The organism is Paenibacillus catalpae (assembly GCF_900112695.1).
In the GTDB taxonomy this organism is placed as follows: domain Bacteria; phylum Bacillota; class Bacilli; order Paenibacillales; family Paenibacillaceae; genus Pristimantibacillus; species Pristimantibacillus catalpae.
Genome location: NZ_FOMT01000001.1, coordinates 1,459,471 through 1,481,298 on the forward strand (window position 1 = coordinate 1,459,471; position 21,828 = coordinate 1,481,298).

General features: G+C 48.8%; 19 protein-coding genes. 2 read left to right on the forward strand and 17 right to left on the reverse strand.

All coding sequences use genetic code 11. The features are described 5' to 3' along the window. Nucleotides 1-7: 7 nt before the first annotated feature. The 11 genes from BM200_RS06195 to BM200_RS06245 form a co-directional block, all read right to left on the reverse strand. Nucleotides 8-1,120, reverse strand: coding sequence for a BMP family ABC transporter substrate-binding protein (locus BM200_RS06195; RefSeq protein WP_091182649.1), 1,113 nt, complete (start codon nucleotides 1,118-1,120; stop codon nucleotides 8-10). 244 nt (nucleotides 1,121-1,364) lie between these two features. After that, complete coding sequence (locus BM200_RS06200; RefSeq protein WP_091182652.1) at nucleotides 1,365-1,826, reverse strand: DinB family protein; 462 nt, start codon at nucleotides 1,824-1,826, stop codon at nucleotides 1,365-1,367. 146 nt (nucleotides 1,827-1,972) lie between these two features. After that, nucleotides 1,973-3,196, reverse strand: coding sequence for a VWA domain-containing protein (locus BM200_RS06205; RefSeq protein ID WP_091182654.1), 1,224 nt, complete (start codon nucleotides 3,194-3,196; stop codon nucleotides 1,973-1,975). 3 nt (nucleotides 3,197-3,199) lie between these two features. Further along, nucleotides 3,200-5,533, reverse strand: a complete 2,334-nt coding sequence (locus BM200_RS06210) for a DUF5682 family protein (RefSeq protein WP_245772910.1) — start codon at nucleotides 5,531-5,533, stop codon at nucleotides 3,200-3,202. Further along, the gene (locus tag BM200_RS06215; RefSeq protein ID WP_091182660.1) at nucleotides 5,491-6,582 is read right to left on the reverse strand and encodes an ATP-binding protein; all 1,092 of its coding nucleotides are present in this window, start codon (nucleotides 6,580-6,582) and stop codon (nucleotides 5,491-5,493) included. The genes BM200_RS06210 and BM200_RS06215 overlap by 43 nt, the downstream gene beginning before the upstream one ends. Continuing rightward, nucleotides 6,558-8,372 carry a HEAT repeat domain-containing protein gene (locus tag BM200_RS06220; RefSeq protein WP_091182662.1) on the reverse strand — a complete coding sequence of 605 codons (1,815 nt, stop codon included), beginning with the start codon at nucleotides 8,370-8,372 and terminating at the stop codon, nucleotides 6,558-6,560. The genes BM200_RS06215 and BM200_RS06220 overlap by 25 nt, the downstream gene beginning before the upstream one ends. Before the next feature lie 12 nt (nucleotides 8,373-8,384). Next, nucleotides 8,385-9,827 carry an SWIM zinc finger family protein gene (locus BM200_RS06225; protein WP_091182664.1) on the reverse strand — a complete coding sequence of 481 codons (1,443 nt, stop codon included), beginning with the start codon at nucleotides 9,825-9,827 and terminating at the stop codon, nucleotides 8,385-8,387. A 176-nt stretch (nucleotides 9,828-10,003) separates the two neighbouring features. After that, entirely contained in the window at nucleotides 10,004-11,047 is a 1,044-nt protein-coding gene (locus BM200_RS06230; RefSeq protein WP_091182666.1) for a phosphodiester glycosidase family protein, read from the reverse strand. Between the two features lie 257 nt (nucleotides 11,048-11,304). Continuing rightward, the gene (locus tag BM200_RS06235) at nucleotides 11,305-11,940 is read right to left on the reverse strand and encodes a hypothetical protein (RefSeq protein WP_091182668.1); all 636 of its coding nucleotides are present in this window, start codon (nucleotides 11,938-11,940) and stop codon (nucleotides 11,305-11,307) included. Between the two features lie 56 nt (nucleotides 11,941-11,996). After that, entirely contained in the window at nucleotides 11,997-12,722 is a 726-nt protein-coding gene (locus tag BM200_RS06240; protein ID WP_091182671.1) for a hypothetical protein, read from the reverse strand. 83 nt (nucleotides 12,723-12,805) lie between these two features. Next, a complete protein-coding gene (locus BM200_RS06245; RefSeq protein ID WP_175532754.1) occupies nucleotides 12,806-13,663 on the reverse strand; it encodes a helix-turn-helix transcriptional regulator in 858 nt (285 codons plus the stop codon). Between the two features lie 155 nt (nucleotides 13,664-13,818). Here BM200_RS06245 and BM200_RS06250 point away from each other — a divergent pair, with 155 nt between their 5' ends. After that, entirely contained in the window at nucleotides 13,819-15,537 is a 1,719-nt protein-coding gene (locus BM200_RS06250; RefSeq protein ID WP_091182676.1) for a glycoside hydrolase family 2 protein, read from the forward strand. 138 nt (nucleotides 15,538-15,675) lie between these two features. Here BM200_RS06250 and BM200_RS06255 read toward each other — a convergent pair whose 3' ends face one another. The 5 genes from BM200_RS06255 to BM200_RS06280 form a co-directional block, all read right to left on the reverse strand. Then, the gene (locus tag BM200_RS06255; RefSeq protein WP_091182678.1) at nucleotides 15,676-16,182 is read right to left on the reverse strand and encodes an AAA family ATPase; all 507 of its coding nucleotides are present in this window, start codon (nucleotides 16,180-16,182) and stop codon (nucleotides 15,676-15,678) included. Nucleotides 16,183-16,543: 361 nt separating this feature from the next. Continuing rightward, nucleotides 16,544-17,044, reverse strand: a complete 501-nt coding sequence (locus BM200_RS06265; protein WP_091182683.1) for an SRPBCC family protein — start codon at nucleotides 17,042-17,044, stop codon at nucleotides 16,544-16,546. 171 nt (nucleotides 17,045-17,215) lie between these two features. Then, nucleotides 17,216-17,551, reverse strand: a complete 336-nt coding sequence (locus BM200_RS06270; protein WP_091182686.1) for a DUF1801 domain-containing protein — start codon at nucleotides 17,549-17,551, stop codon at nucleotides 17,216-17,218. 103 nt (nucleotides 17,552-17,654) lie between these two features. Then, a complete protein-coding gene (locus BM200_RS06275) occupies nucleotides 17,655-18,515 on the reverse strand; it encodes a GNAT family N-acetyltransferase (RefSeq protein ID WP_245772911.1) in 861 nt (286 codons plus the stop codon). 254 nt (nucleotides 18,516-18,769) lie between these two features. Then, nucleotides 18,770-19,879, reverse strand: coding sequence for an NADH:flavin oxidoreductase (locus tag BM200_RS06280; RefSeq protein WP_091182690.1), 1,110 nt, complete (start codon nucleotides 19,877-19,879; stop codon nucleotides 18,770-18,772). Nucleotides 19,880-20,069: 190 nt separating this feature from the next. Between BM200_RS06280 and BM200_RS06285 the strand changes: the two genes are divergently transcribed. After that, entirely contained in the window at nucleotides 20,070-20,960 is an 891-nt protein-coding gene (locus tag BM200_RS06285) for a YihY/virulence factor BrkB family protein (protein ID WP_091182693.1), read from the forward strand. 111 nt (nucleotides 20,961-21,071) lie between these two features. Here the strand turns inward: BM200_RS06285 and BM200_RS06290 are convergent, their stop codons facing one another. Further along, nucleotides 21,072-21,809, reverse strand: a complete 738-nt coding sequence (locus BM200_RS06290) for a DUF421 domain-containing protein (protein ID WP_245772912.1) — start codon at nucleotides 21,807-21,809, stop codon at nucleotides 21,072-21,074. Nucleotides 21,810-21,828: the final 19 nt, after the last annotated feature.

Here is a 21,828-nt window from a genome sequence, read left to right on the forward strand (position 1 = left end):
TGTTGGATTATTGAGGAATTGTGCCTTCAATTCCTTTGACGAACCAGTTCATGTTCAAGATGTCATCCACCGTCATTGCTTTGCCTTGAGGAACTTTCTCCGTTCCGGTCTGATCGGCGATTGGTCCGTTAAATACATCAAAGGTACCTTCCAAAATCTCTTTTTTCTTCGCTTCCACCAAATCCTTCACGTCTTGTGGAACGTTCTTGCCAAATGGCGCGATATCCGTAATGCCATCCTTCATCGACCCAAAATAGCTCTCCGTCTTCCATGTACCGTCCATAATGGCTTTCACGGTCTGTACATAATAAGGACCCCAGTTCCACTTCGGATTGGAAATATAATAGTCCGGCGCATATTTGCTCATATCCGAGTCATTCCCGATTCCCCATACGCCGCGTTCGGCAGCTGCCTGAATGCTTGCTGGAGAATCCTGATAAGCGGCCAGTACGTCTACGCCTTTATCTAACAGGCTTGTTGCAGCCTGACGTTCAGCCGTTGGATCAAACCATGTGTTGCTCCATACCACGTCGACCTTCGCTTCCGGATTCACGCTTTGTACACCGAGTGTAAATGCATTAATCGTGTAGATCACTTCCGGAATCGGATAAGCTCCGACGTAGCCGAGGTGATTGTTTTTCGTCATTTTTCCTGCTGCCATCCCGACCAGATAAGCACTTTGGTACTCCTTGCCGAGATAAGTGCCGAGATTATCGGAGGTCTTGTAGCCGCTCGCGTGAAGGAATTTCACATTCGGGTGCTTCTGGGCTACGGCAACCATTGCGTCCATATAGCCAAAGCTTGTGCCAAAAATAATATCATTCTTCTCGGCAAGCTCTTCGAATACTCGCTCCGCATCCGCGCCTTCTGGTACGTTCTCGACGGTTGTGGCTGTAATGCCAAGCTCCTCTTCCATCATCTTGCGGCCTTGATCATGCTCATAGGTCCAGCCGCCGTCGCCCGGAACACCAAGGTAGACAAAAGCAACGCGAGGCTTTGTTTGTTCTCCTCCCGCGTTTGCCCCCGATTCTGTTTTGTTCGTATTCGTATTTGATTCCTTCGAGCATGCAGCAGTGAAGACAAGCAGAGCTGCTGTAACAACCATAATTAGCTTCTTCATCCCCAGACCCTCCCCCAAATTGCGTAACGATATTTCGGAAAGCTTAGAGAAAATATAGGGCATTGTGATTTATGAGTCAATATTTCTGACATCAAGTATAGAAGAGGCGCTAAAAAGAATCGTATTCGTTGTGCATGATGCACATTCACGGGAATTATCATGTTATCATAAGTAACATCACTCCTAGAGAAAACATAAATAAAGCTGCCGCAATAAGCGGCAGCCTGGATTAATTCATCTATTTTTACTCGACCAGCTCGGCATAAATCTGATTCAAATGATGCTTCATATGCTCTACATAATCCGTTATTAACCATTCTACCGATTGCTGCTCTCCACTTGGAAGAATAATCGCTCTAGATGCAGGCAGATCTGCAGGCAAGCTAGTGAGAACCCGGACCAGAGAATGATTCAGGCTAACCCATAGACTTATCACTTCTTCCACAGTTACATCGGAGTAGCGTTGTGCCGCAACCCATTTATCCTGATCATAGGGAATGATGTGCATGGGTTCCGGAGCGTACTGAACTTGAATGAACCGCGTCAGATTATTAATTGCGGAATCACAGAGATGGCCAAGAATTTGAAGATTAGACCATTTGCCAACCGCACGGGGATGAACCATACTTTCCTCGGGAAAAGCCTTCAATTTATTTGGTATAACCCTTATCCATTGTTCAAGCTGCGCAACCGGATGGTTAGTCATTGCTCATCACTCCTTTTCGTTTAAGCATAACACTAATGAAGGCATTCCATTATGGAAAGAAATCTATGGCAGCCTTCAATCATTCTGATAATTGAAAAAGGAACATAACTAAGAAGCCCTCGTTGCGGAGGACTTCTACCTGATGCTTAACTTTTGACTTGTTTCAAACGGTCAGCCAGCTGCTGGAGGTCCATCCCCTTCAAAGCGCCTTCGATTAACTCCGGCAGCTTATCCGGCGAGCAGCCGAAGCATGGAATGCCGTATTGCGAGAGCTTTCGCGCTACATCTTCGTCATACGACGGAACTCCGTCATCCGAAAGGGCCAGCAGGCAGATCGAGCGGACGCCGGATTCATGCATATCTCTTAATCTGCGAATCATTTCCGTACGGTTTCCACCCTCATACAGATCCGATACGAGCAGGAAAATCGTCTTCTTCGGTTCTGCAACAAACTGCTCGCAATAAGCAATAGACTTGTTAATGTCGGTACCGCCTCCTAGTTGAATGCCAAAGAGCAAATCCACCGGATCGTTCTCGCATGCCTCGCTTAAGTCCACTACTTCTGTATCAAAAGCCACAACATGAGTATCCAATGAAGGCATGCTCGCGAAGATGGAGCCTACTATCGAGGCGTATATAACCGAATTAGCCATCGAACCGCTCTGGTCGATATCCAGAATGACCGTCCATTCCTTGCTTTTTCGTACCCGGTCGAAGAAATAGACTCTTTCCGGAATAAGCAGCTTGCGCTCCGTGTCATAGTTTTTCAAATTGCTGCGAATCGTCTTATTCCAATCCATCCCTGACAAGGAAGGCAGCGGTGAATGCTTCCTTTTGTTCAGTGCGCCTGTAACAGCTCGGGTAAGATCGCTGGCCAGCCGCCGGACAATCTCATCCACTACTTCCCGAACCAGTGTACGAGCCGTCTCTTTGGTCCGTTCCGGAATTTGCCCGCGAAGCGACATCAGCGTTGCTACCATTCCGATATCCGGCTTCACCTGGGAGAGCAGCTCCGGTTCGAATAACAGCTTTGTTAATCCTTTGCGCTGAACGGCATCCGCTTGGATAACCGATACAATATCCGAAGGGAAAAATGAACGCACGTCTCCCAGCCATTTCGCCAGCTTCGGAGAGGAAGCACCAAGTCCGGCAGATCTTGGACCCGCGCCAGCTCCCGGCGCTCCTGCTCCCCCTCCTATGCCTGATGTACCGTCATAGATCGCGGCCAACGCTTCGTCCATCAGCAAGTTCTCCTGATCAAGCATTCCTGTTTTTCCAGGTGATCCGCTTGCGGCTTGCAGCTTTTCTTCCGCAGCAGCTCCCAGGATCAGGCGCCACCTCTTTACCAGTTCCGGATCCATCGTTGTCATAAGCTATATATCTCCAAAATCAAAGTCATTAAGTTCATCCAGCATCTCCTTCTCTTCCTCATTGAGCGAACGCTGCAGCTCCTCGCCAGTTGCATCCGCTCCAGTCCCCCACAGATCTCCCAATAGTTCGGCGATTGACGCTTTCTCCCGGGGCTCGAAATTCGCGAATGATCTGCGCAGGAAAACAAGCGATCGCTTGAATTGCTCAAGCTCCAATGTTTGAATATAAGAATCCAGATGCCGCCACAAATAATTCCTGGATAAAAGCGCATATCGATTGCGCAAGGATAGTCCTTCAAACCATCCTGCTCCTAAGTCGGCCGGTATTCCGGGTGACAGCCGCCGCGCGACCTCCCGCGCGCAGTCCTCTTCACCAGCCTCGTTGCGTTCCAGCACAATCGAGAAGGCATAACCGGACAGCTTGGCATTCCGGTCGTCACGGGCAGCAAGCTCCTTCAGCTTGGTTACCCAGAGCTGCTCATCTACTTCGTTGTAATGCTCTTGCGCAACGGCATTCATAGCATGGATGGCGGTAACGATCTCGGCAGCCGCATCATCATTGCAGCCTGAAGCATCAACCAGCATCAGACAGCCGCGAAGGAAAAGCTGCTTCATAATGGGCAGCAAAGCCTCTGTATCCATCCGGCGAACAGAGCCGTACTGCAGCAAAACGGATAATTCACGGACGGTATCCGCAATCTGTGCCATACTCCCGGTATCAACAGCCAGACGCTGGAGGGCGGTGACAGCTTGGCCGGCCACTTGAGGAAGTCCGCAGTTGCCCGCACGGCGAATCATTTTCGCAGCCTCCGATATATCCGTACAAGCAAGCAGCTCTTCATGAATGACATAAGCAGCGGCAAGCTCGATCGTCTCCCCTTTGAGCGTTGATTCCACAATCTCGATCTCCGCTTCCGGCGACCACTGGAGTACCCAATGCTCCGCCCAGGTTGCATCTGCCTGACGCGCATGCTGCTTGCGGGCGAACCGGACGCCAAGTGCGGAAAGCCGATGAAGCAAGACGGATCTGTTCAGGTCGAGGAATGCGGCTTCCTCCGATTTGACACGCCGGTTCTCCCTTAGATCCAGTTCCAGGTCAGCTGCAACAAGCGTTTTATATTTCTCAAGCTTCAGCCTCTTGAGCTCCCTGTTCAGATCATCCTGCACGGGTGTCTGGCTGACGCCTTCAGGCAAATGGCCGATAGCCGTACCGATATCCGTCTTCGCAAGAGCCTCCGCTACAACCGCGTACTCCCCATGCCCAAACAGAATGGTAGCCGAATCTCGCAGATCCTTCCAGGTTGGCCGCAAGCCATCATGCATGGAAGCTAAGGCTTCAGCAAGCCTTACTGCTTCAATTACAGATGCGGTGGAACGCCAGGTTCCCTGCTCGCGCATCCGTGCCGCAACCGTGGATAAATATAAGGATGCAAGCCGTTCAGGCTCTCCATGCCTCATGCACTGCCAGAGCAGTTCGAAATAAGCAGGAGCCTCATTCCCCGCCCCATAACCGGAATGGGAGGACAGCTTGTAATACGAATACGGCATTAACGTCATTCTTGTCCGTACCCGCGGCAATAGCGCCAGTTCTTTATCCGACATAACAGGCAGCTCGCCCGATAAAGCAGAAGTATGATGCGCACCTGTAATAACCACGATGTTCTCGGGCAAATGCCCCGCAGCGATAGTGTCACGGATCTTGCGTCGCATATAGGCTTCGCGAATTTCATTGTAAGCCGACTGATGCGGAGCTAACCGAAGTTCCTCATCCTCGGTCAGTGCCCGCATTTCCGAGGAATATCGGGCAATCGCACCGCGATAAGTTCCCGGCTCCAAGGAGTGCTCGAAATATCGTTCCCAGTACGCCTCGTAATCCGGCTCTCCGGAAAGCTCCGCAATACGGGAGTACAAATCAGGCAGTTTCTCTTCGGAATTATCAGAAGCTGATGCTATTCTTCTCGGCTCAATCAGGGCAAGCGTGATCTCCGTTGGCAGATCAATCAGATCGACATGCCTGTCGTTTTGGCCCGCCCATCGAAGCGCCTGATATTCCGGAGAATAATCGGCGAACGGATACAAAACGGTTCTAACCGGCAGCTGCTCCGTATAAGCAAGCAGCGCGACCGGTGGTATAATGCCAGGCGATACGAGCTGATTCGCAAGCTCCACGGCATCACTTGGACCTTCAATCAACACGGCAGTAGGCTTAATTTCATCCAATAGTGCGAGCAAATGATAGGCGCCGGCCGGCGACAAATGCCTAATGCCAAAAAAATGCGGTTCCCGTGCCCCGTTCACCCATTGATCTCCGCGCATGCGCCGTACAGACTTCGCCATGAGGCCCCCCGTTTTTTCATTACGTTCTCCAAATATTCCTTCCATGCCGCCCGGTCTTTTTCCTCATCCTTGACGATTGCTCCCTGCAAGCCAGCCGCGACATCCTCATCGCTGACCCTTCCGTCGCCGAAGCTTCCAGCCAGTGCCATACTTCCGGTTAACAGCGAGATAGCTTCAGCCGTAGAGATTACGCCGGTAGGCGCCTTCACTTTTTCCTTGCCGTCCAGCGTCAGCCCGCTTCTGAGCTCCCGGAAGATCGTTACAACCTTCCTCACGGTTTCTTCATCCGGTAGAGTTGCCCGCAGCTGATAGCTGGAGGATATCTCTTCCACGCGCCGGCGGACAATGTCAATCTCCGTATCGATGCTGGACGGTGCCGGGAGAACAATGATATTGAACCGGCGCTTCAGCGCTGCGGACATCTCGTTAACGCCGCGGTCACGCGTATTCGCCGTTGCGATGATGGAGAATCCGCGCTCAGCCGCCGCCTCCCGGTTCAACTCAGGGATCGCAATCGTCTTCTCCGACAAAATGGAGATAAGAGCATCCTGTACCTCCGAAGCACAGCGGGAAATCTCCTCGAAACGTGCAATGCCGCCGCTTTCCATTGCCCGGAAGATCGGACTTCGAATAAGTGCCTGCTCCGTTGGCCCTTGAGCAAGAAGCATTGCATAGTTCCAGGAATAACGAACATGCTCTTCACTAGTGCCTGCGGTTCCTTGAATGACTTTGGAGGAATCGCCATGTATGGCAGCGGTCAAATTTTCCGACAGCCAGGATTTGGCCGTGCCCGGTTCACCAATCAGAAGCAAAGCCCGATCTGTCAGCAAGGTTGCAATCGCCATTTCAACAAGCCTTCTGTTACCGATATATTTGGGGGTAATAACCGTATTTCCGGCCTGCCCTCCCGTTATGAAGGTCAGAATCGCCTTAGGCGATAATTGCCAGCCTGCAGGTCTTTGATCCTTATCAGCTTCCTTCAACGCCTCGAGCTCGCTCGCATATAGCTTCTCGGCTGGCATTCTCAAGACATCTTGTTTTTTATCCATTTCAAAATGCTCCTTCCGCTCTCTTCGTTCAACTCATCCGGCTTCTCTTCCAATGCATCAATAATGGCAAGAATCTGATTGCGAACGGATTCGTAAGTCACTTTTTCCGCAAAGGCACGGAGACGTTCTGTATAGGCTTTTGGCATAAAAGCAAGCAAATGGGTATGCTGCCAGCTCAAATAATACATGCTGCGAACGGAGCTTTTCTCCAGAAGCTCCATGTACAATTCTGGAGCATTCTTGTAACGGATCCGGAACAAAGTCAGCAGAATCTCAAGCGCATTCCAGTCGTTCAACCGGGCTGCTTGTAATTTGGCGGATAAATAACCGGTAATTTCGCGTTTGGCTCGCTGCGCAAAAAGACATACCAGCTCTGTCTGTTCCAATCGGATAAACTGCCCAATCCATCTTGTATCCCATAGCTCTTCCGGAACGGCACCATAGCCGTCATGCTCTCCATCCGCGCGGGATTGTTCTGCTGCCAGTTCCAGGACAGCGGACAGCAGCTGCTTCGCCGCTCTGGATTTTCCGTTGCCGAGAACATCCGAGAACCGGATATACACTTCCTCAGGCGACATGAGCTTGGATGCCGCGCGGAATCCGTATCGAATGAATGTTCCCTTGTTGTTGTCACTCAGCTCAACCGCGAATTGATCTGCCTCCGGCAAATCCAGCTCAAGCAGCAGCGCAGCTGCGGATTCCTGAACGTTCTCCGTTTCTTGCACGAGGAAGGATTTGGTCGTTAAGAGCTTTCTTAAGAAAGAGCAGGCTTCTTCTGCCATTTGTCTGCCCGATCCCTCCAGACAGCGAATAACTGTCGCGATCTGTTCAACGGATTCCGTTCTCGCCTTTCCTTCCTGAACGGAATAACGCTCCAATGCTTCGCTGCCAAACTGGATCAGACGGCTAAATAACGCCGAAGATGCACCCTTCTGAACCGGCTCAACCGCAATCTCGCGGTCCTTCGATGTAGCCGCTTCATACAGCCTCTGCATTGCAGCGCTTGTTCCAAGTTTGGCGAGGGAGAAGAAAGCGGCTAAACGGACCTCCTTGCGTTTTTCCAAACTAAGCTCCTGCAATAAGGATTCCTGCTCGGGATATTCGCCCAAAATGGTGATTGCTGCGATCTTAACCTCCGGAGACCCGCTGTTGGCAGCTTTCTTAACGAATTCAATAATTGAGCTGCCGAGCTGTTGATGAAGGAGAAGCAGCCTCCGTCCGTCTCCCTTGCCGCCTTGCAGATTAAGCTGCTTCTGTAAGACGGGTACCGCATCCCTTCCAAAAGCGGGAATCAGCTTGGTCTGAACAAAGTCCGGGATCTCCGAGTAGCTGTCATCAAGCGCCGAGCAGACAGCAGGAAGAGCACGCAGGTCCAGAAAGCTTCCGTCTTCAAACGAGGCTCGAATCTGCTCCAGGCGACCTTGGCCTTTGGTCGTTAACGCTTCAATAAACGGATGCAGCTTTCGGTATGTACTTTCCGTCCGGAGTTCAACTCCACTGCCTTGAATGGGAATGGACTCCCCGGCTGTCTCTGTTTTGCCCTGGGTATAGAGAATGGCGCCAAGAAGAGTGGAAAGCTCCAGCAGCTTCACGGCGCTCTCCTCGCGATCTGCATGGAGCAGTTCTTCAACGGCTCCAGACAGACGCTTGAACACTGGTGAAGATTCGCCTAACTTCTGGATAGAAGGCAGCAGCTTCGTCATCCGCAGATCGCCTGCAGCCATCGCGCTCCCTGCAATAAACAGGCGCCGCGTTTCCTCCTGCAGATTAAATAAGATATCTACGCTCATATCGCTTCTCCTCTAATACAGCAGCCGAATGATTCGGCTGCCCGTAACTATACTCATTAATTGTGCGCTTAGATGGTTGTCGTCCAGATGATGACGGAACATGACTAGTGCGGCTTGATTCTTCAGCTCTTCCTCCCTAAGCAGAGAAAGAAGGGTTGTCGTCTGCCTTCCGTTCTCTTCAAAATCCTCGAGCTGCAGCTGTTTGCCTGATGCGTCCCGAAGGATAACCTTTTCGTCGAATTGCTCTATCGATTGGAAGGCAACAAGCATAACGGGATTTTTGTCTGCCAAAGGATTCTTGATCACGTTCTTTACCTGTTTAATCACATCGGGAAAAGATGCTGCGGCCAGTAATTTAATTGCTGCGTAATCAGTTGCTCCAGGCTCCCGGAATGTCGCATTCTCCCAACGCACTCTTTGATTAAGGTCTCCGGGATAGATAAACAGCTCCTCGGTCTTAACGACAGCTTGGAACGTATCTTCCTCCCGCATCGCTCGTGCCGCGCGGAACGGCCTCAGATGGCGGGTCACTCGAATATGGCCGCTATTCAGATCAATCCACCAGCCCGTATCCGCAAATTCACCGCGGGCCTCATCCGTGTAGGACATGAAAGCCAGCTGAAGCAGCTTCGCATCCTTCTGAACGCGCCCATGCTCCCGCAGCTCCGCCAGCTGCCAAGCATGGCCTAGCAGCTCTTCCAGGTTTGTGTCTATGTCCATCGGCGAATCCGGATCCGCTGCACGCTGTTCCAGATAGGCTTTGCCTTTCTTGGTTAAAGCTTTCAAAGCAAGAAGCTGCTCCATCGCTGCCGAGTAAACCGTCTCTCTGTCTTTCTCCGGCTGCATGATTATGACGAACGCCCTGAGGCCAGCTTGAGCCCCGGGTATGTAGTGGTTGCCCAGTTGCTTATCCTGCTCCTCGAGCATCTGCAGCGTCTTTTTGTCCACGCTCCCAAGACCGGATTGCGTCAGCTGCAGCACAAGCTTCTCGAGGATGCCAAGACCGTCAAGCTGCACAGCGATTTTCTTGACAAGTGCGGATTTATTCACCTTGCGTTTCGGCTTTGCCGAATCATCAGGCTCCGCTGCGGCATCCTTCTTCTTCTCTTCACGCTTCTCTGCTTTATCCCGCTTATCCGCAATTTCCTGCGGGATCGCAGCTGTTGTAAAAGCTTTACCTAATGCGCGTGCATACAGGAGCCCTAGCGTATGTTTGCAGGGAAATTGCCTGCTGGGACAAGAGCATCGGAATACCGGATTACCTTCTGTTGCAAAATCCACCGAGCATCGGTAAGGATCCTTGCCGCTTCCCTTGCATTCCCCGAATAATAGAGTTCCATCATCGGTTTCATGGAGCAGCGGAAAGCTATTTTTCTTCACCAATTCCCGGCCATTCTTAATGGCACCGGCATTTGGGGCCAAACTATCGACATAAGCTTCTGTAATGGTTGCCATGGTCTACCTCGCATTTCATAAGAAATTCTATTAAACTCCACGACAGATTGATATTTCCTGCTCCATTAGCCATCCTTCTATCTGTATTTCGGAAGAGAGTGAATATGACATAACAAAAAGACCTCCTAATGAATGTTTGTTAACATTTCATCAGGAGGTCAACTAATTATTTTATATTAAAGGCCATCAAACGAGGTTACTTCTTTTCCGTTCACATCAACATGAAGGACATCACCGGCTTCAGGAATCAAAGCCCAAATATTCGGCAAGTAACGAGGGATATTATTGCGGGAAGAAGGAGTCGTAATGTTCTCGCCGTTAAAATACATCGAAGAAGACGAGCCGCCATCCATGCACATGGCATTAATGGCTCCGCGTTCATATAGTAAATCCTGCACTTCTTTAATGCTTGCTCCTACGGAACGGGTTTGCCGGCCGTCAATAACAACGAATATAATGCTGCCGTCTGCCTTCTGGCCAATTGCCGTACGCGGACCCCATCCCCATCCGCCGTCACCTTCGACCATCTTTTGACCGTTTACGATGAGTTGAGGTTTAAACCCTGCTGCATATTGTACCCCGAGATTAACTAACTCATTCGCGCTGTACTTACCGGTAATCATCACGCCTTCTTTAGTAATGCCGGCAACAAACTCTTTGGTGTTCTTATTCTTGCTTTTAATCGTTCCGTCTTCAATAACCACGCCCGTAGAAGCTCCACCATTGCCATGGCCGTTCAAGTCGACAAAGCCGCTCGCGTTAATTGCGGCAAGAGCTTTTGCACGCTTTGCTATCACGAAGATTTGTTCCCCGTGATCACTCAGCTGTGAACTGACAAGCTTCACCCGTTTCGGGTTGGAAATCGTAATGATTTTCCCTTTATAATAGCGCGTCGGATTCGAATTACTCTCAATCGACTCCACATGCACATATAAATCCTTATCCGTTTTCACGTTCACCAGATCGTCTAGATCATCTTTGCCTGACGCACTATTCTCATAATTCGGATTATTTATATTTTCTAACATGGCATCCAATTCTTTTTGTGGCAAGAACGTATACTTCGCCCACTGGCGATGCTGTGACGATAAAATGCTCTCTGCTGCCATTGCTCGAAGCTGATGCCCGGGATCTGTATAAAACATAAAAACACCTGAAATAATAGTCCAAATGATAATAAAGAAGCCTAAAATACCAAAAAACTTTTTCACAATTTCCATCCTTTCTATGCGGACTTCATCCCCATACGATGAAAGCCCATTATAAATCTAGCAACCATACAAATGCTATAAGCAAATATTTTCAGTGCATAAAAAATTCCTGCTTGGAAATACGGATTCAAATCGTCCCTTCTCCTTAATAGACGTAACAAAAGGAGAAAAAATTGCAGTTTCCCGTAATTTTTTTCTCGACAAATATTTACAATAAAAAAACGGCCGTTATAATAGGGCCGCTTTCTTAAATTTGACGTATAACTTTAATCCTCGAACCGCAAAGTAAATACAAGCGCATACTCCGTTTTGCTTAATGACTCATTGGTAAGATCCGCGGTAGACATCTGATTCACGCTTGCAGCCTGTACGGCAAAGACATGAACAGGTTCACTCGCCGTGAAGGTCTGAGCTTCGCTATTCTGAATGAGTCCTTGCATCGACAGCTTTGGATCCCAAGGAATCGTCAATGTAGATAGACTTGTTCCGGAATCATGCACCAGATTCACTTTTATCAACCGGCTGCTCTCTTTCTCTTCGGCAGATATAGATTCAACAGAGATCATTATTTCGACCTCGCCGCTAGACTTCTCTTCTCCCGAACTAAAAAATAGATCTCCTACCGACCCCGTCGAATCCTTAACTTTCTTGCCTTCCTTCCAAATATCAATATCCAGCCAGGCATTTGGCCGGCTGCCCTTATAGGATAATTTAAAAGCACCGGACATTGCACCTAGAAAAGGTTTGAATTTCGCTGCTTCTCCTTCAAACATATCCACTGGCGTCAATGTTAACTCAGCAGCTTCAGACTTCTTGTTGTTGTCAGGAAAAGTCTGATCTGAGTTAGTAGAACATCCGGTTAAGATCAAAACTACAAGAATCAAAATAGATAATATGCGCATCTCGAGCACCTCCGTCGTCCCGTTACCGATTTTAATAGAAAGTCATGGATTACCATTCATTGCAGGATGTCCCCTGACGGATCAACGGTTTGTTTCATGAGGTCTTCCCGCGTCACATTATCCGTCTTTTGCAGAACAAATGCTTGCTGCCCGGCATCATAATTGAAATGATACACATGGATAAACTCCTGCCCGGCACCTTCTCCCCCCGTGATGACCAATTCATTGTCAACGACCTGGAGCGGGTAATGCGGATGCTGTACAAAGCCGGTAAAACGCTTCCCATCCTCTAGTTCAAGCGAGATCGGGAAGGCCTCTCCGCTCTTCACTCCGAAGAAATAAATATCTAATGCATGACAATCGGTATACCGTGGATAGTAGGTGTAAAAATCAGTATCCCCGATGGTCATCATCTGCAGATTAACCACCGCATCCGTTGGCTGAATGATCTCCAGATCGCTTGGGAATGTCATGACCTTACTGGTGGACCTGTCGGATGCCGGCTTCCAGATCGCTTCATAATCACCTGTCCAGCTGATATCCGATTCAAGACCATAACAGCTTGGAGCACCAAGCGTTGCAACACTCGCATGATTCTTAGGTTGAATAATCAGTTGACCGTCTTGATGTGCTGCCATCGCTCTGACTGAATGATCTTCCTTATTAATTTCTGCTGTCTCTGTATCAACATTTATATTCGTTTGTTCCACATTGTCTTGATTCATACATGCGGTGAGGAGCACTGTTAAGGTTATCATTAGCATCATCATTTTAAATCTCATCGTTTAGCTCCTCTATTGGAAAAATATCTCAGACACAAATTAGACGCTTACATATATCTAAATGTTGCTTTGCAAGAGGACTGCTAATCCGTTACACTGATGCTCTCCGCCCTCTTTTTCTCCCTATAGCTGCTAGGAGACAGGCCATTCTGCTGTTTGAACATTTTGCTGAAATGATATTCCTCGTAATAGCCGCATAGTTTGGCAATTTGATTAATTGGATAATCCGTAAACACGAGATAACCGCAAGCTTGCTGGTTGCGGATATGGTTCAAATATTCTTTTGGTCCCATCCCCGTATACTTGAGAAACATCTTTCGCAGATAAGATGGAGAAATGGTATATTCCTGCGCTAAACGTTCAATCCGCAAATTCTCTATATAACGGCTCTCCAGCGTTTGCTTGATCTTCTCAAAGGACGCAAATGCTCCCGATTCTTCCACATTCCAATCCGGTATCTCTAAGTGATGCAACCGGTTAAGCAGAAGCTGCAATTGCGATTCCGGGACGCTGGGACCCGCTGCCATTCTTGCGATCCAACTCTCGTAAATCCCCTTGAACAAGACATCAAGCTCCTCCGCCTGCTCCTGACCATATTGACTTAAGAAAGGAAAGTTCAGTTTGCTGACCGGGGAAACATCCTTCCATACGGCATCATAAGCAAGCTCTGCGCAATCAAAAAGCACCATCGTCATCCGAAGCGGCGCATGCGGCTCCGAACGCATGGACATCTCCAGTCCCGGCCTTAAATAGGCCAGCATCCCTGATTGCACTTTATGCTCGGTATTCGTCAGGAATGTCCCTTCCCCCTCATGAATCCAATAGAAGCTATGAACATTAACCAGATTGCGGATATCCTTCCAGCCGGGATACGTTAATTTATCTATGATGAAATGAATGTGGAGAACAAGATGTTTGGTTGCATGGCTTATGTCTTCCAAGGCCGTAATCCTCCTAAGGTCTGCTAGTCTAAACAGGCTCGAATTATACATGTGTTTATCGGATTCTTCCATTCAGATGCTCTAATCATCATGCTATATTATCCATATATTATCAGACGATTACCAAACGGGCTATGAACCTAAGGAGGATCTACATGATCAGGACTTTTCAGGAGCATCAGATTCGTAAAACAACGCTGTTGGACGGACCATGGGACTTTGTGAGGGATCCGGAAAATACGGGCCTGCGGAATAAGTGGTTTGAGCGATTTCCACATGCTGAGAAATCTCTCTACGTTCCTTCCTGCTGGAATAATGAGCTTCATTTATTCGATTACGAAGGTGTCGCATGGTACAAGAAAACGATGCGGACAGAAGATACGCAGCATGCCCGGATTATTTTTCACGCCATATTAGGTCATGCTGATGTTTATCTCGACGGTCAACATCTAGGTTATCATTACGGCGGTTATACTCCGTTTGCAATTATTATTCCGTCCTTATCGAAAGGAGATCATGAGCTGGTTGTCCGGACAGACAGCAAGCTGGACCGTTTGACTATCCCGACTGAGCATGTCGACTGGTTCCATTACGGAGGAATTATCCGCTCGGTTGAGCTTCAGTTTTTGCCTGATTTATATATAGACAAGTTTACAATTGGCTATGAACTAGCCGGAGCAGATGTGGACATGAAGGTACAAGTGCGGATTAGTTCCCTTTCGCAAACGGATTTAACCACCGCCTTCACTTTGACAGATGAAGATCAAGAGATTTATTCCGGGCAAATTCAGGTTGGGGCAGGTCAATCGACGAATTATGAAGTGAACCTTCATAGAAAGAATGTCCGGCTGTGGGATGTTGGTAAGCCTGAGTTATATTCGTTCAGGGCCTGTATTGAACAAGATGACAAGATAGAGCGGATCGGATTCCGCAAGATTGAAACAGGCCATCATCGCATCCATATCAATGGTTCACCGGTCTATCTGAGAGGAATTAACCGTCATGAGGAGCATCCGGAATGGGGCTTTGCCTTCCCTCCCAAGCTCATGCAGAAGGATCTGGATATTATTCTTGAGATGGGCTGTAACACCGTTCGAGGCTCCCACTATCCTCAAAGTCCCTATTGGCTGGACCTGCTTGATGAGAACGGGATCATCTTCTGGAGCGAGATTCCGATTTGGGGAGCTATGCTGCCAAATGAGACCGTGTGCGAACCTCTTTTCCAGGAGCGTGCGCTTACGATGATGGAAGAGATGGTTGTCATGCATCAGCATCACCCTTCCGTTGTATTCTGGTCCGTTCATAATGAGATAGACTCGAGAACGCAAGATGCTTATGAGATGACCAAAAGAATGGTTGAGCTGGTTAAGTCACTCGATACAAGCAGATTGATCACCTACGCCACTATGCATCCGCTCGAGGATGTGCTGCTGCCGTTGTTTGATGTCATCGGCATCAATAAGTATTATGGCTGGTACGAAGGACAGGTTGATGGATTTAAGAACATGCTGCAGCAATTCCACGCAAGGGCGGAATTATTGGGGGCTGGGGACAAGCCGGTACTCATGACCGAGTTCGGCGGTGCAGGGATATTCGGAGATGTCGGCTGGGAGCCCCGGTTGTTCAGCGAAGACTATCAGGCGCATATCGTCACCGAAGCACTTGGCATATTCCGAGACGATCCGAAAATCGGCGGTACCTATATCTGGCAGTTTGCCGATATTCGCGGCGATCTGAAGAGCAACGGCAGGCATTTCCGCGACCGTGCGCGCAGCTTCAACAACAAAGGGCTGGTCAACGAATACCGCAAGCCGAAGCAGTCGTTCCGTGAGGTGCGCCGCATCTACCGGAGTTGGAGTGAGCAAGATAGTTAAGGTGCAGGACAGCTGGATGTTCCGGCTTGCTCGGCAAATAAACACTGAATTTTTTGGTATTAACAAAGAAATGGCGTGCCGATTGGCACGCCATTTCGCTTTCATTCAAAGTTTTCTATCAGCGCCGTATGTTCGCTACTATCGTTGGCGTTTATTTCCTTCGCATTGACGGACGATCTCGTCAACGACGTACGCGATCGGTGCGGTAGCGTCGATAATCATTCCGTTTTTCGGAATGTCTTCTTTCGTCTTGTGCAAGCGCTTAATGAGTTCCCGTTCCGTTTTCTTGCCGCCCCACTCATCTTCCGGCCGCTTGTCAAGCCGCCGGTTTAATGTGTCAAGGTCGACCTCGAGGACAAACACGCCGTCAAATAGGTCTATGAATTTCGAAAAGTTCCTAGAACCACCGCAGAAAAAGGTTACCGGCTCATCCTGGCTGGCGACCAAAGCTTTTACTTTATCTATATGCCATATGTGGTGCTCATGCGTGACGCCATCCGTCCGTGTACCCGTTTCTGGATCGCCTTGATAAGCCAATTCACGATCACCATTAATGGCATGGTAGCCGCGCCGCTGTAATTCTTTGCAGACCGTAGTTTTGCCAGTACCTGAAATGCCTTCGATTAGATAATTCCTAATTCCCATGGCTAGGCCCTCTTTCAAACCGTTAGTTCTTCAATTTATCATAGTAGAACACATAGAGTTCGTTTGGATTTTTTGTCCGTAACACTATTTCTTTGTTTTCAAACACCAAAATTTGAGGAAAGTCTTTCAATTCAAATACTTTTTCATAATTATATTTATGTTTCTCTCTAACATCAATAAAGGAGATATCTTTAATCGGAGTTTTCGGTCTTAGTTGATTATTAATTTTATTTATGTTCCAAACTAGCTGATCGCCGTCCTGTCGATGTAAAAAGTAAGCCTTCCAGCAATATGATAGCAGCAAATGAAAATGCCTCGGAGTAATTCCCCCGAGGCTTCCGTCTCACCGATTTGTTTCTGCTTACTGTTGACTAGCCAGGTAATTGGCAAGTTGCTCGAACGTGCCTTCGAACCCTTGTGCAACCATCGGTGCCATCGCGTCGAATGCTTCCTGTTCCTCAGTAGAGGCATTGAGTGGTCCGCCTTCTAGAGTCAAAACCGTCGTTCCTTCGTTCTCTTCAAGCGTTAGAATATTCAGAATCTCAAGCGGCCAGTTCGGATTAAACGGTGCGCGTACGGTGTTCCCTTCTTCATCGGAAAAGGATTGAACCCATACCAGTTTCTCCGGCGGCTGCACTTCCTGGTAAACGAACTTGCCCCACATGGCGTGCTGCCCATCTGGAGACTTCTGGCAGCCAAGGAACATACCGCCTGGACGGACGTCCATCTTTCTCACTTCAAGCGAGAAACCCTTTGGTCCCCACCAATTGCCAAAATGCGTCGGATCGGTCCACACCTTAAATACCAGTTCACGAGGTGCGTTAAACTCACGTTTCAATAAAAGTCCTTGTGGGTTGCTCATTAGATTACCTCCTTGGGATTTAGGGACAAACTTGTATTTTTAAGCGAATGAGATAATCGGAACGGTTAAAACGTTTTATCCACATGCCTCGAAACGATCCGAGCCATTTATCCATTCCGTTAAGGGTTCCGCGAAGTTGTCGTATTCATTGGCTCACCTCGGTGATTACTGTTACAGAGTGCTGGAGGTTTGCTTCAGAAGACCAGACAACAGGGTAAGATCCGGAGTGTCCCCTTCCCGCAATTTGATCCACTTACGCTCGGCTGGTCCTTCGAATCCCTTCGGAAAATCGATGCCGTTTGCATTCATGATCATGAACGCAATGGCATCCTTTGAAGGCGAAATAACCGCTGCATAATGTCCATTTTTCAGAAAATGCGGTTTCTTGTACTGGATTTTTTCTTCGGCTTCTGGAATCGTCTCAAGAATCATGTCCCGCAGGGTCGAACTAATATCACCCTGCCAATTTGGCAGATTTTCAATGTAGGCCGTAACTTCCTGATTCACTTTGTTTTCCCTCCTATTGGATCGTTCATTGGTTATGGAGAAAATATACCACTAATGGAATATTCCCGTCAAGGAATATATAAATGCATTTGGGAGGTCAGGGTCAATTCAGCTCATAATAATCCATCGTCGAGGTCTCCACAAAACCGCAAGATTGATAAAGCATGAGTGCATTGGCGTTCTCAACGGCCACTTGCAGCATAATGTCTCCTGCGTTCGCTTCCTTTAACTTCTCTATCGCTTTCAAGATTATCGCTCTTCCATATCCCTTACCACGATACTCGGGCAAAACGCCTAGACCATAGATGCCCCCGATGCCGGGGGACAGTTGGATATGGACTTTCCCGATAACCTGATTGTCAACTTCTGCAAGATAGATGGTCATACCCCTCTTTTCTTCCTCCTCGGGCAGGATCATCCCTTCCATAAGATCACTTGTCGTCTCTTCCCCCGGTTTGCCACCAAAATATATCGCATTCTGCCGGTGAATCTCCCACGCGTCGGCATTTGTCGCCTTCCGAAATACAATGCCCTCTAAGTCATTATGTATCTCCGATCGATTCTTCTGAAGATACATCTCATGCTCCGAATGATGGTACCTTGCTCCGGTTCCTTGAATGAATGTTTGCCCGATTACTGACTTCCGATCGTTTAAGAGAAGCATACTTTTGGGAGATCTGCGCCTCCACTCTGCCATAACCAGCCTGCTTAATGTCCCAAAAACTCCTTGGCGCCTGTATTCTGGATGCACCATGCCGTTCACTTCAAGCGGTGTATCTGCGCCGCCGAATTCACAAATACCGATATAGCCAATCAACTCATGTCCATCAAAGTACATGAATTCATTGATTTGGCGGATCCCCGCGCAGTCTGTTCCTGAATATGCGCCAAGCTTGTAGTCCAACTCAAGCTTCAGCGTCGTCTGATCTTCGCGGATGCACCGTTCTTGGAGTCTGTTAATCAAGTCATAGTCTTCTTGGTGAATTCCCTCTCTGAGTTTCAACCAAGGATTAAGGATAGCCTTCATATGACACCTCTTTTGATCCGATTGTCGTATTCCTTTACTGCAAGCCTATCATAGCATGACATTAGCAGTGAAAAGTGATTTCAAAATTGTTTCTAATAAGTAAAGAGGCGTCCCCTTTGTATACATAAAAAAAGTCGCGGTTTACGCGACTTTGGTTGTAGATATGTTCTTGTCGTCCGACAAATCCAGGTTCAGCTCAGCGTAGCAAGTGCCTCCCGCGTGAACGGCTGCAACTCATCCGTGCGCTCATCGCGGATCTTGGCCGCCCAGGCCGGGTCAGTCAGCAATGCACGACCGACGGCAACGAGGTCGAATTCTCCGCGCTCCAAACGCTCTAATAGGTTATCGATGCCGGCAGATTGCCCGCCCTTGCCCTCCTCGAACAGACTAGTGAAGACAGAGTCAAGGCCGACGGAACCGACGGTAATAGTCGGCTTCCCGGTCAGTTTGCGTGTCCAGCCGGCCAGGTTAAGGTCTGATCCCTCGAACTCAGGCTCCCAGAAGCGGCGCGTGGAAGCATGGAAGATATCGACGCCTGCGGCAGACAGCGGTGCGAGGAATTGCTCCAGCTCCTCGGGATTCGCTGCGAGTTTGGCGTTGTAATTAACCGGTTTCCATTGAGAGAAGCGGAAGATAATTGGGAAGTCGGGGCCAACCGCTGCTCGCACCGCCTCGATAACCTCCACCGCGAATCTGGTACGGCCAACTAAGTCGCCGCCATACTTATCCGTGCGCTTGTTGGTGACGTCCCAGAAAAACTGGTCAATGAGGTAGCCGTGTGCACCGTGGATCTCTACCGCATCAAACCCGATACGCTTCGCGTTTGCTGCGGCCTCGGCATAAGCCTGTACAAGATCGCTAATCTCCTCGACAGTCAACGGCTCAGATACCTTCTCGCCGGTTAAGCTCAGACCCGACGGCCCGATCGGATCGACATTAGAATCCGGGAATTTTTTCCGCTCGCGGGCTGTACCGGTATGCCAGATCTGCGGAGCAATTTTGCCACCGGCTTGATGCACTTCCTGGACGACACGCGACCATCCTTGCAGGGCTTCCTCCCCATAAAAATGAGGTATGCCGTGGTCAGCAGCAGCAGCCGGATGATTAATGACGGTTCCTTCAGTGATGATAAGGCCGACGGCATTTTCCGCCCTCCGGCGGTAATATCCTGCCACTTCTGGACCTGGTACGCCATTCGGCGAGAAGGCGCGGGTCATAGGGGCCATGACAATACGATTTTCCAGCTTCAGTTGACCTTCTGTAAAAGGCTTGAACAAAGCCGCTGTTGTTTTGGATGTCATCTTATTCTCTTCTCCTGTAAACAAAGTTTATTTATCTATAAATACAATATATGGATGGACAGATGAAAAAGCAAGCGCTTGGAGAAACCTTGACTACTTCCCCATGTGAATTGAGCCAAGTTTTTGATGCCAGTTCCTGTTTAAAGGTAGGCTTCTCCTGTTTACCTTCTAAATAAGAGGAGTGAGGGCAATGAACCGAGTTTCAAAGATTCTTCCATTTTCCAAAAATCTGTACAGCCGTTTTCGTGATGATGATGTTCCTGCTCTAGGGGCGCAGCTTACGTATTATTTTATTTTGTCGTTTTTTCCGTTTCTTATTTTTGTGGTGAGCTTGATGAGTTTTGTCCGGTTGTCAGGAGACAGTGTCGTCGCTGAGCTTATTCGTCTCCTGCCGGAGCAAACGGGTGAAGCGGTTCAAAATATTCTGCAGGAGGTAACGAACAACAGCAGGGGTACGCTGCTATCGATCGGTATGATCGCTACACTCTGGTCAGCGTCAAATGGTGTCAATGCGGTCATTAAGGGCGTTAATAAAGCCTATGATGTCGAAGAAAACCGCCCGTTCTGGAAAGTGAGAGCGATCTCGCTTGCGGCGACCGTTGTGTTAGCCCTTGCCATTTTGCTGGCGATAGTATTGCTTATTTTTGGAGAGGTGATCGGTGAATTTCTATTTGATTGGTTTGATTCCCCGGTAGGCTTCGGACTTATCTGGGGCACATTGAAATACGTCTTTCCCATTTCGTTCATGATTGTTGTTTTTTCGCTGCTCTACTGGATTGTACCCAACTGCAAAATTCGTTTCAAAGCAGCCGTTCCGGGAGCCCTGTTTGCGACCTTTGGCTGGATTGCATCCTCGTTGCTGTTTCAGTTCTATATTAACAACTTTGGCAACTATTCCAAAACGTACGGAAGCATTGGCGGCATTATCATCCTGCTGATCTGGCTGTACATCAGCTCCAATATTGTCATTCTGGGCGGAGAGGTCAACGCTACACTTGCAGGTGGGCAAGCGAAGCCCTCTGTTGATAACGCTCTGCCGCACGGCAGCGGCAAGCAAAAACCACGCCCGATTAAGCTGTAGTCCCGATACTAGCAAGCGCGGTCAACATTGCGACTAGATAAGACCCGCCTGCGCAGACTCTCTGCTCTGGCGGGTCTTGGAGTCGCTCAAAGACAAAAAAACGAGCTCTCCTCAACTAGGAGGCAGCTCGTTTTGTCCGTTCGTATCCGATTCGGTATATATGCGCAGTTGTTGCTGATCGTCGATGGTCGCCAGTACAACATCCTTGATATCCAGATTTGCTTGTTGAATCTGCATCGCCAGCCATGCTTCATTTTTCCCCTGCTCCATTAACATTGCGCTGTTCGTGGTTCCTTCCACGACAATGGGCTTGACCAACGAGAATGGGGAGATCGGGATCTTCAAGTCTTTCGGCGTGACGGTTTGATACTGAGTCTCAAGGAAGAAGGAGATCGTTCCTCCCGGCTCCCAGAGGGCAAGCGCAACTTTCTGGATATCTTCAATTTGCTGCTTGCGCAGCTCCGAGAAAAGGTGATCGACCGAAATGCGGGCTTTGCCTAAATTTTTCATGATAATCTTGCCGTGCTGAATCAGCTTCATCGGGGCTGGGTCGAGATAATGCTTCAGGAAGTTCCATTTTAAACCGAGCCATGAAGTGATCATGTATAGGATTACAAGAACAATCGTGGTGATCATGGAGCCTGTGAGCGACAATCCTTCGTCGGAAAGAGGGTGGGCAATAATGTTGCCAAGTATGAGCGCAATAATGAAGTCCAGAAATCTCAGCTGGGAGATGGAACGCTGCCCGAGCAACTTGGTTACGATGAGCAGAAAGAAATAGCCTACGACGGCACGCATAGCCCATTCAACGGCTGTTAAGGTCTCATGTTTGTGAAAAAAGTCGAACAAGGAAGGTCACACTCCATAG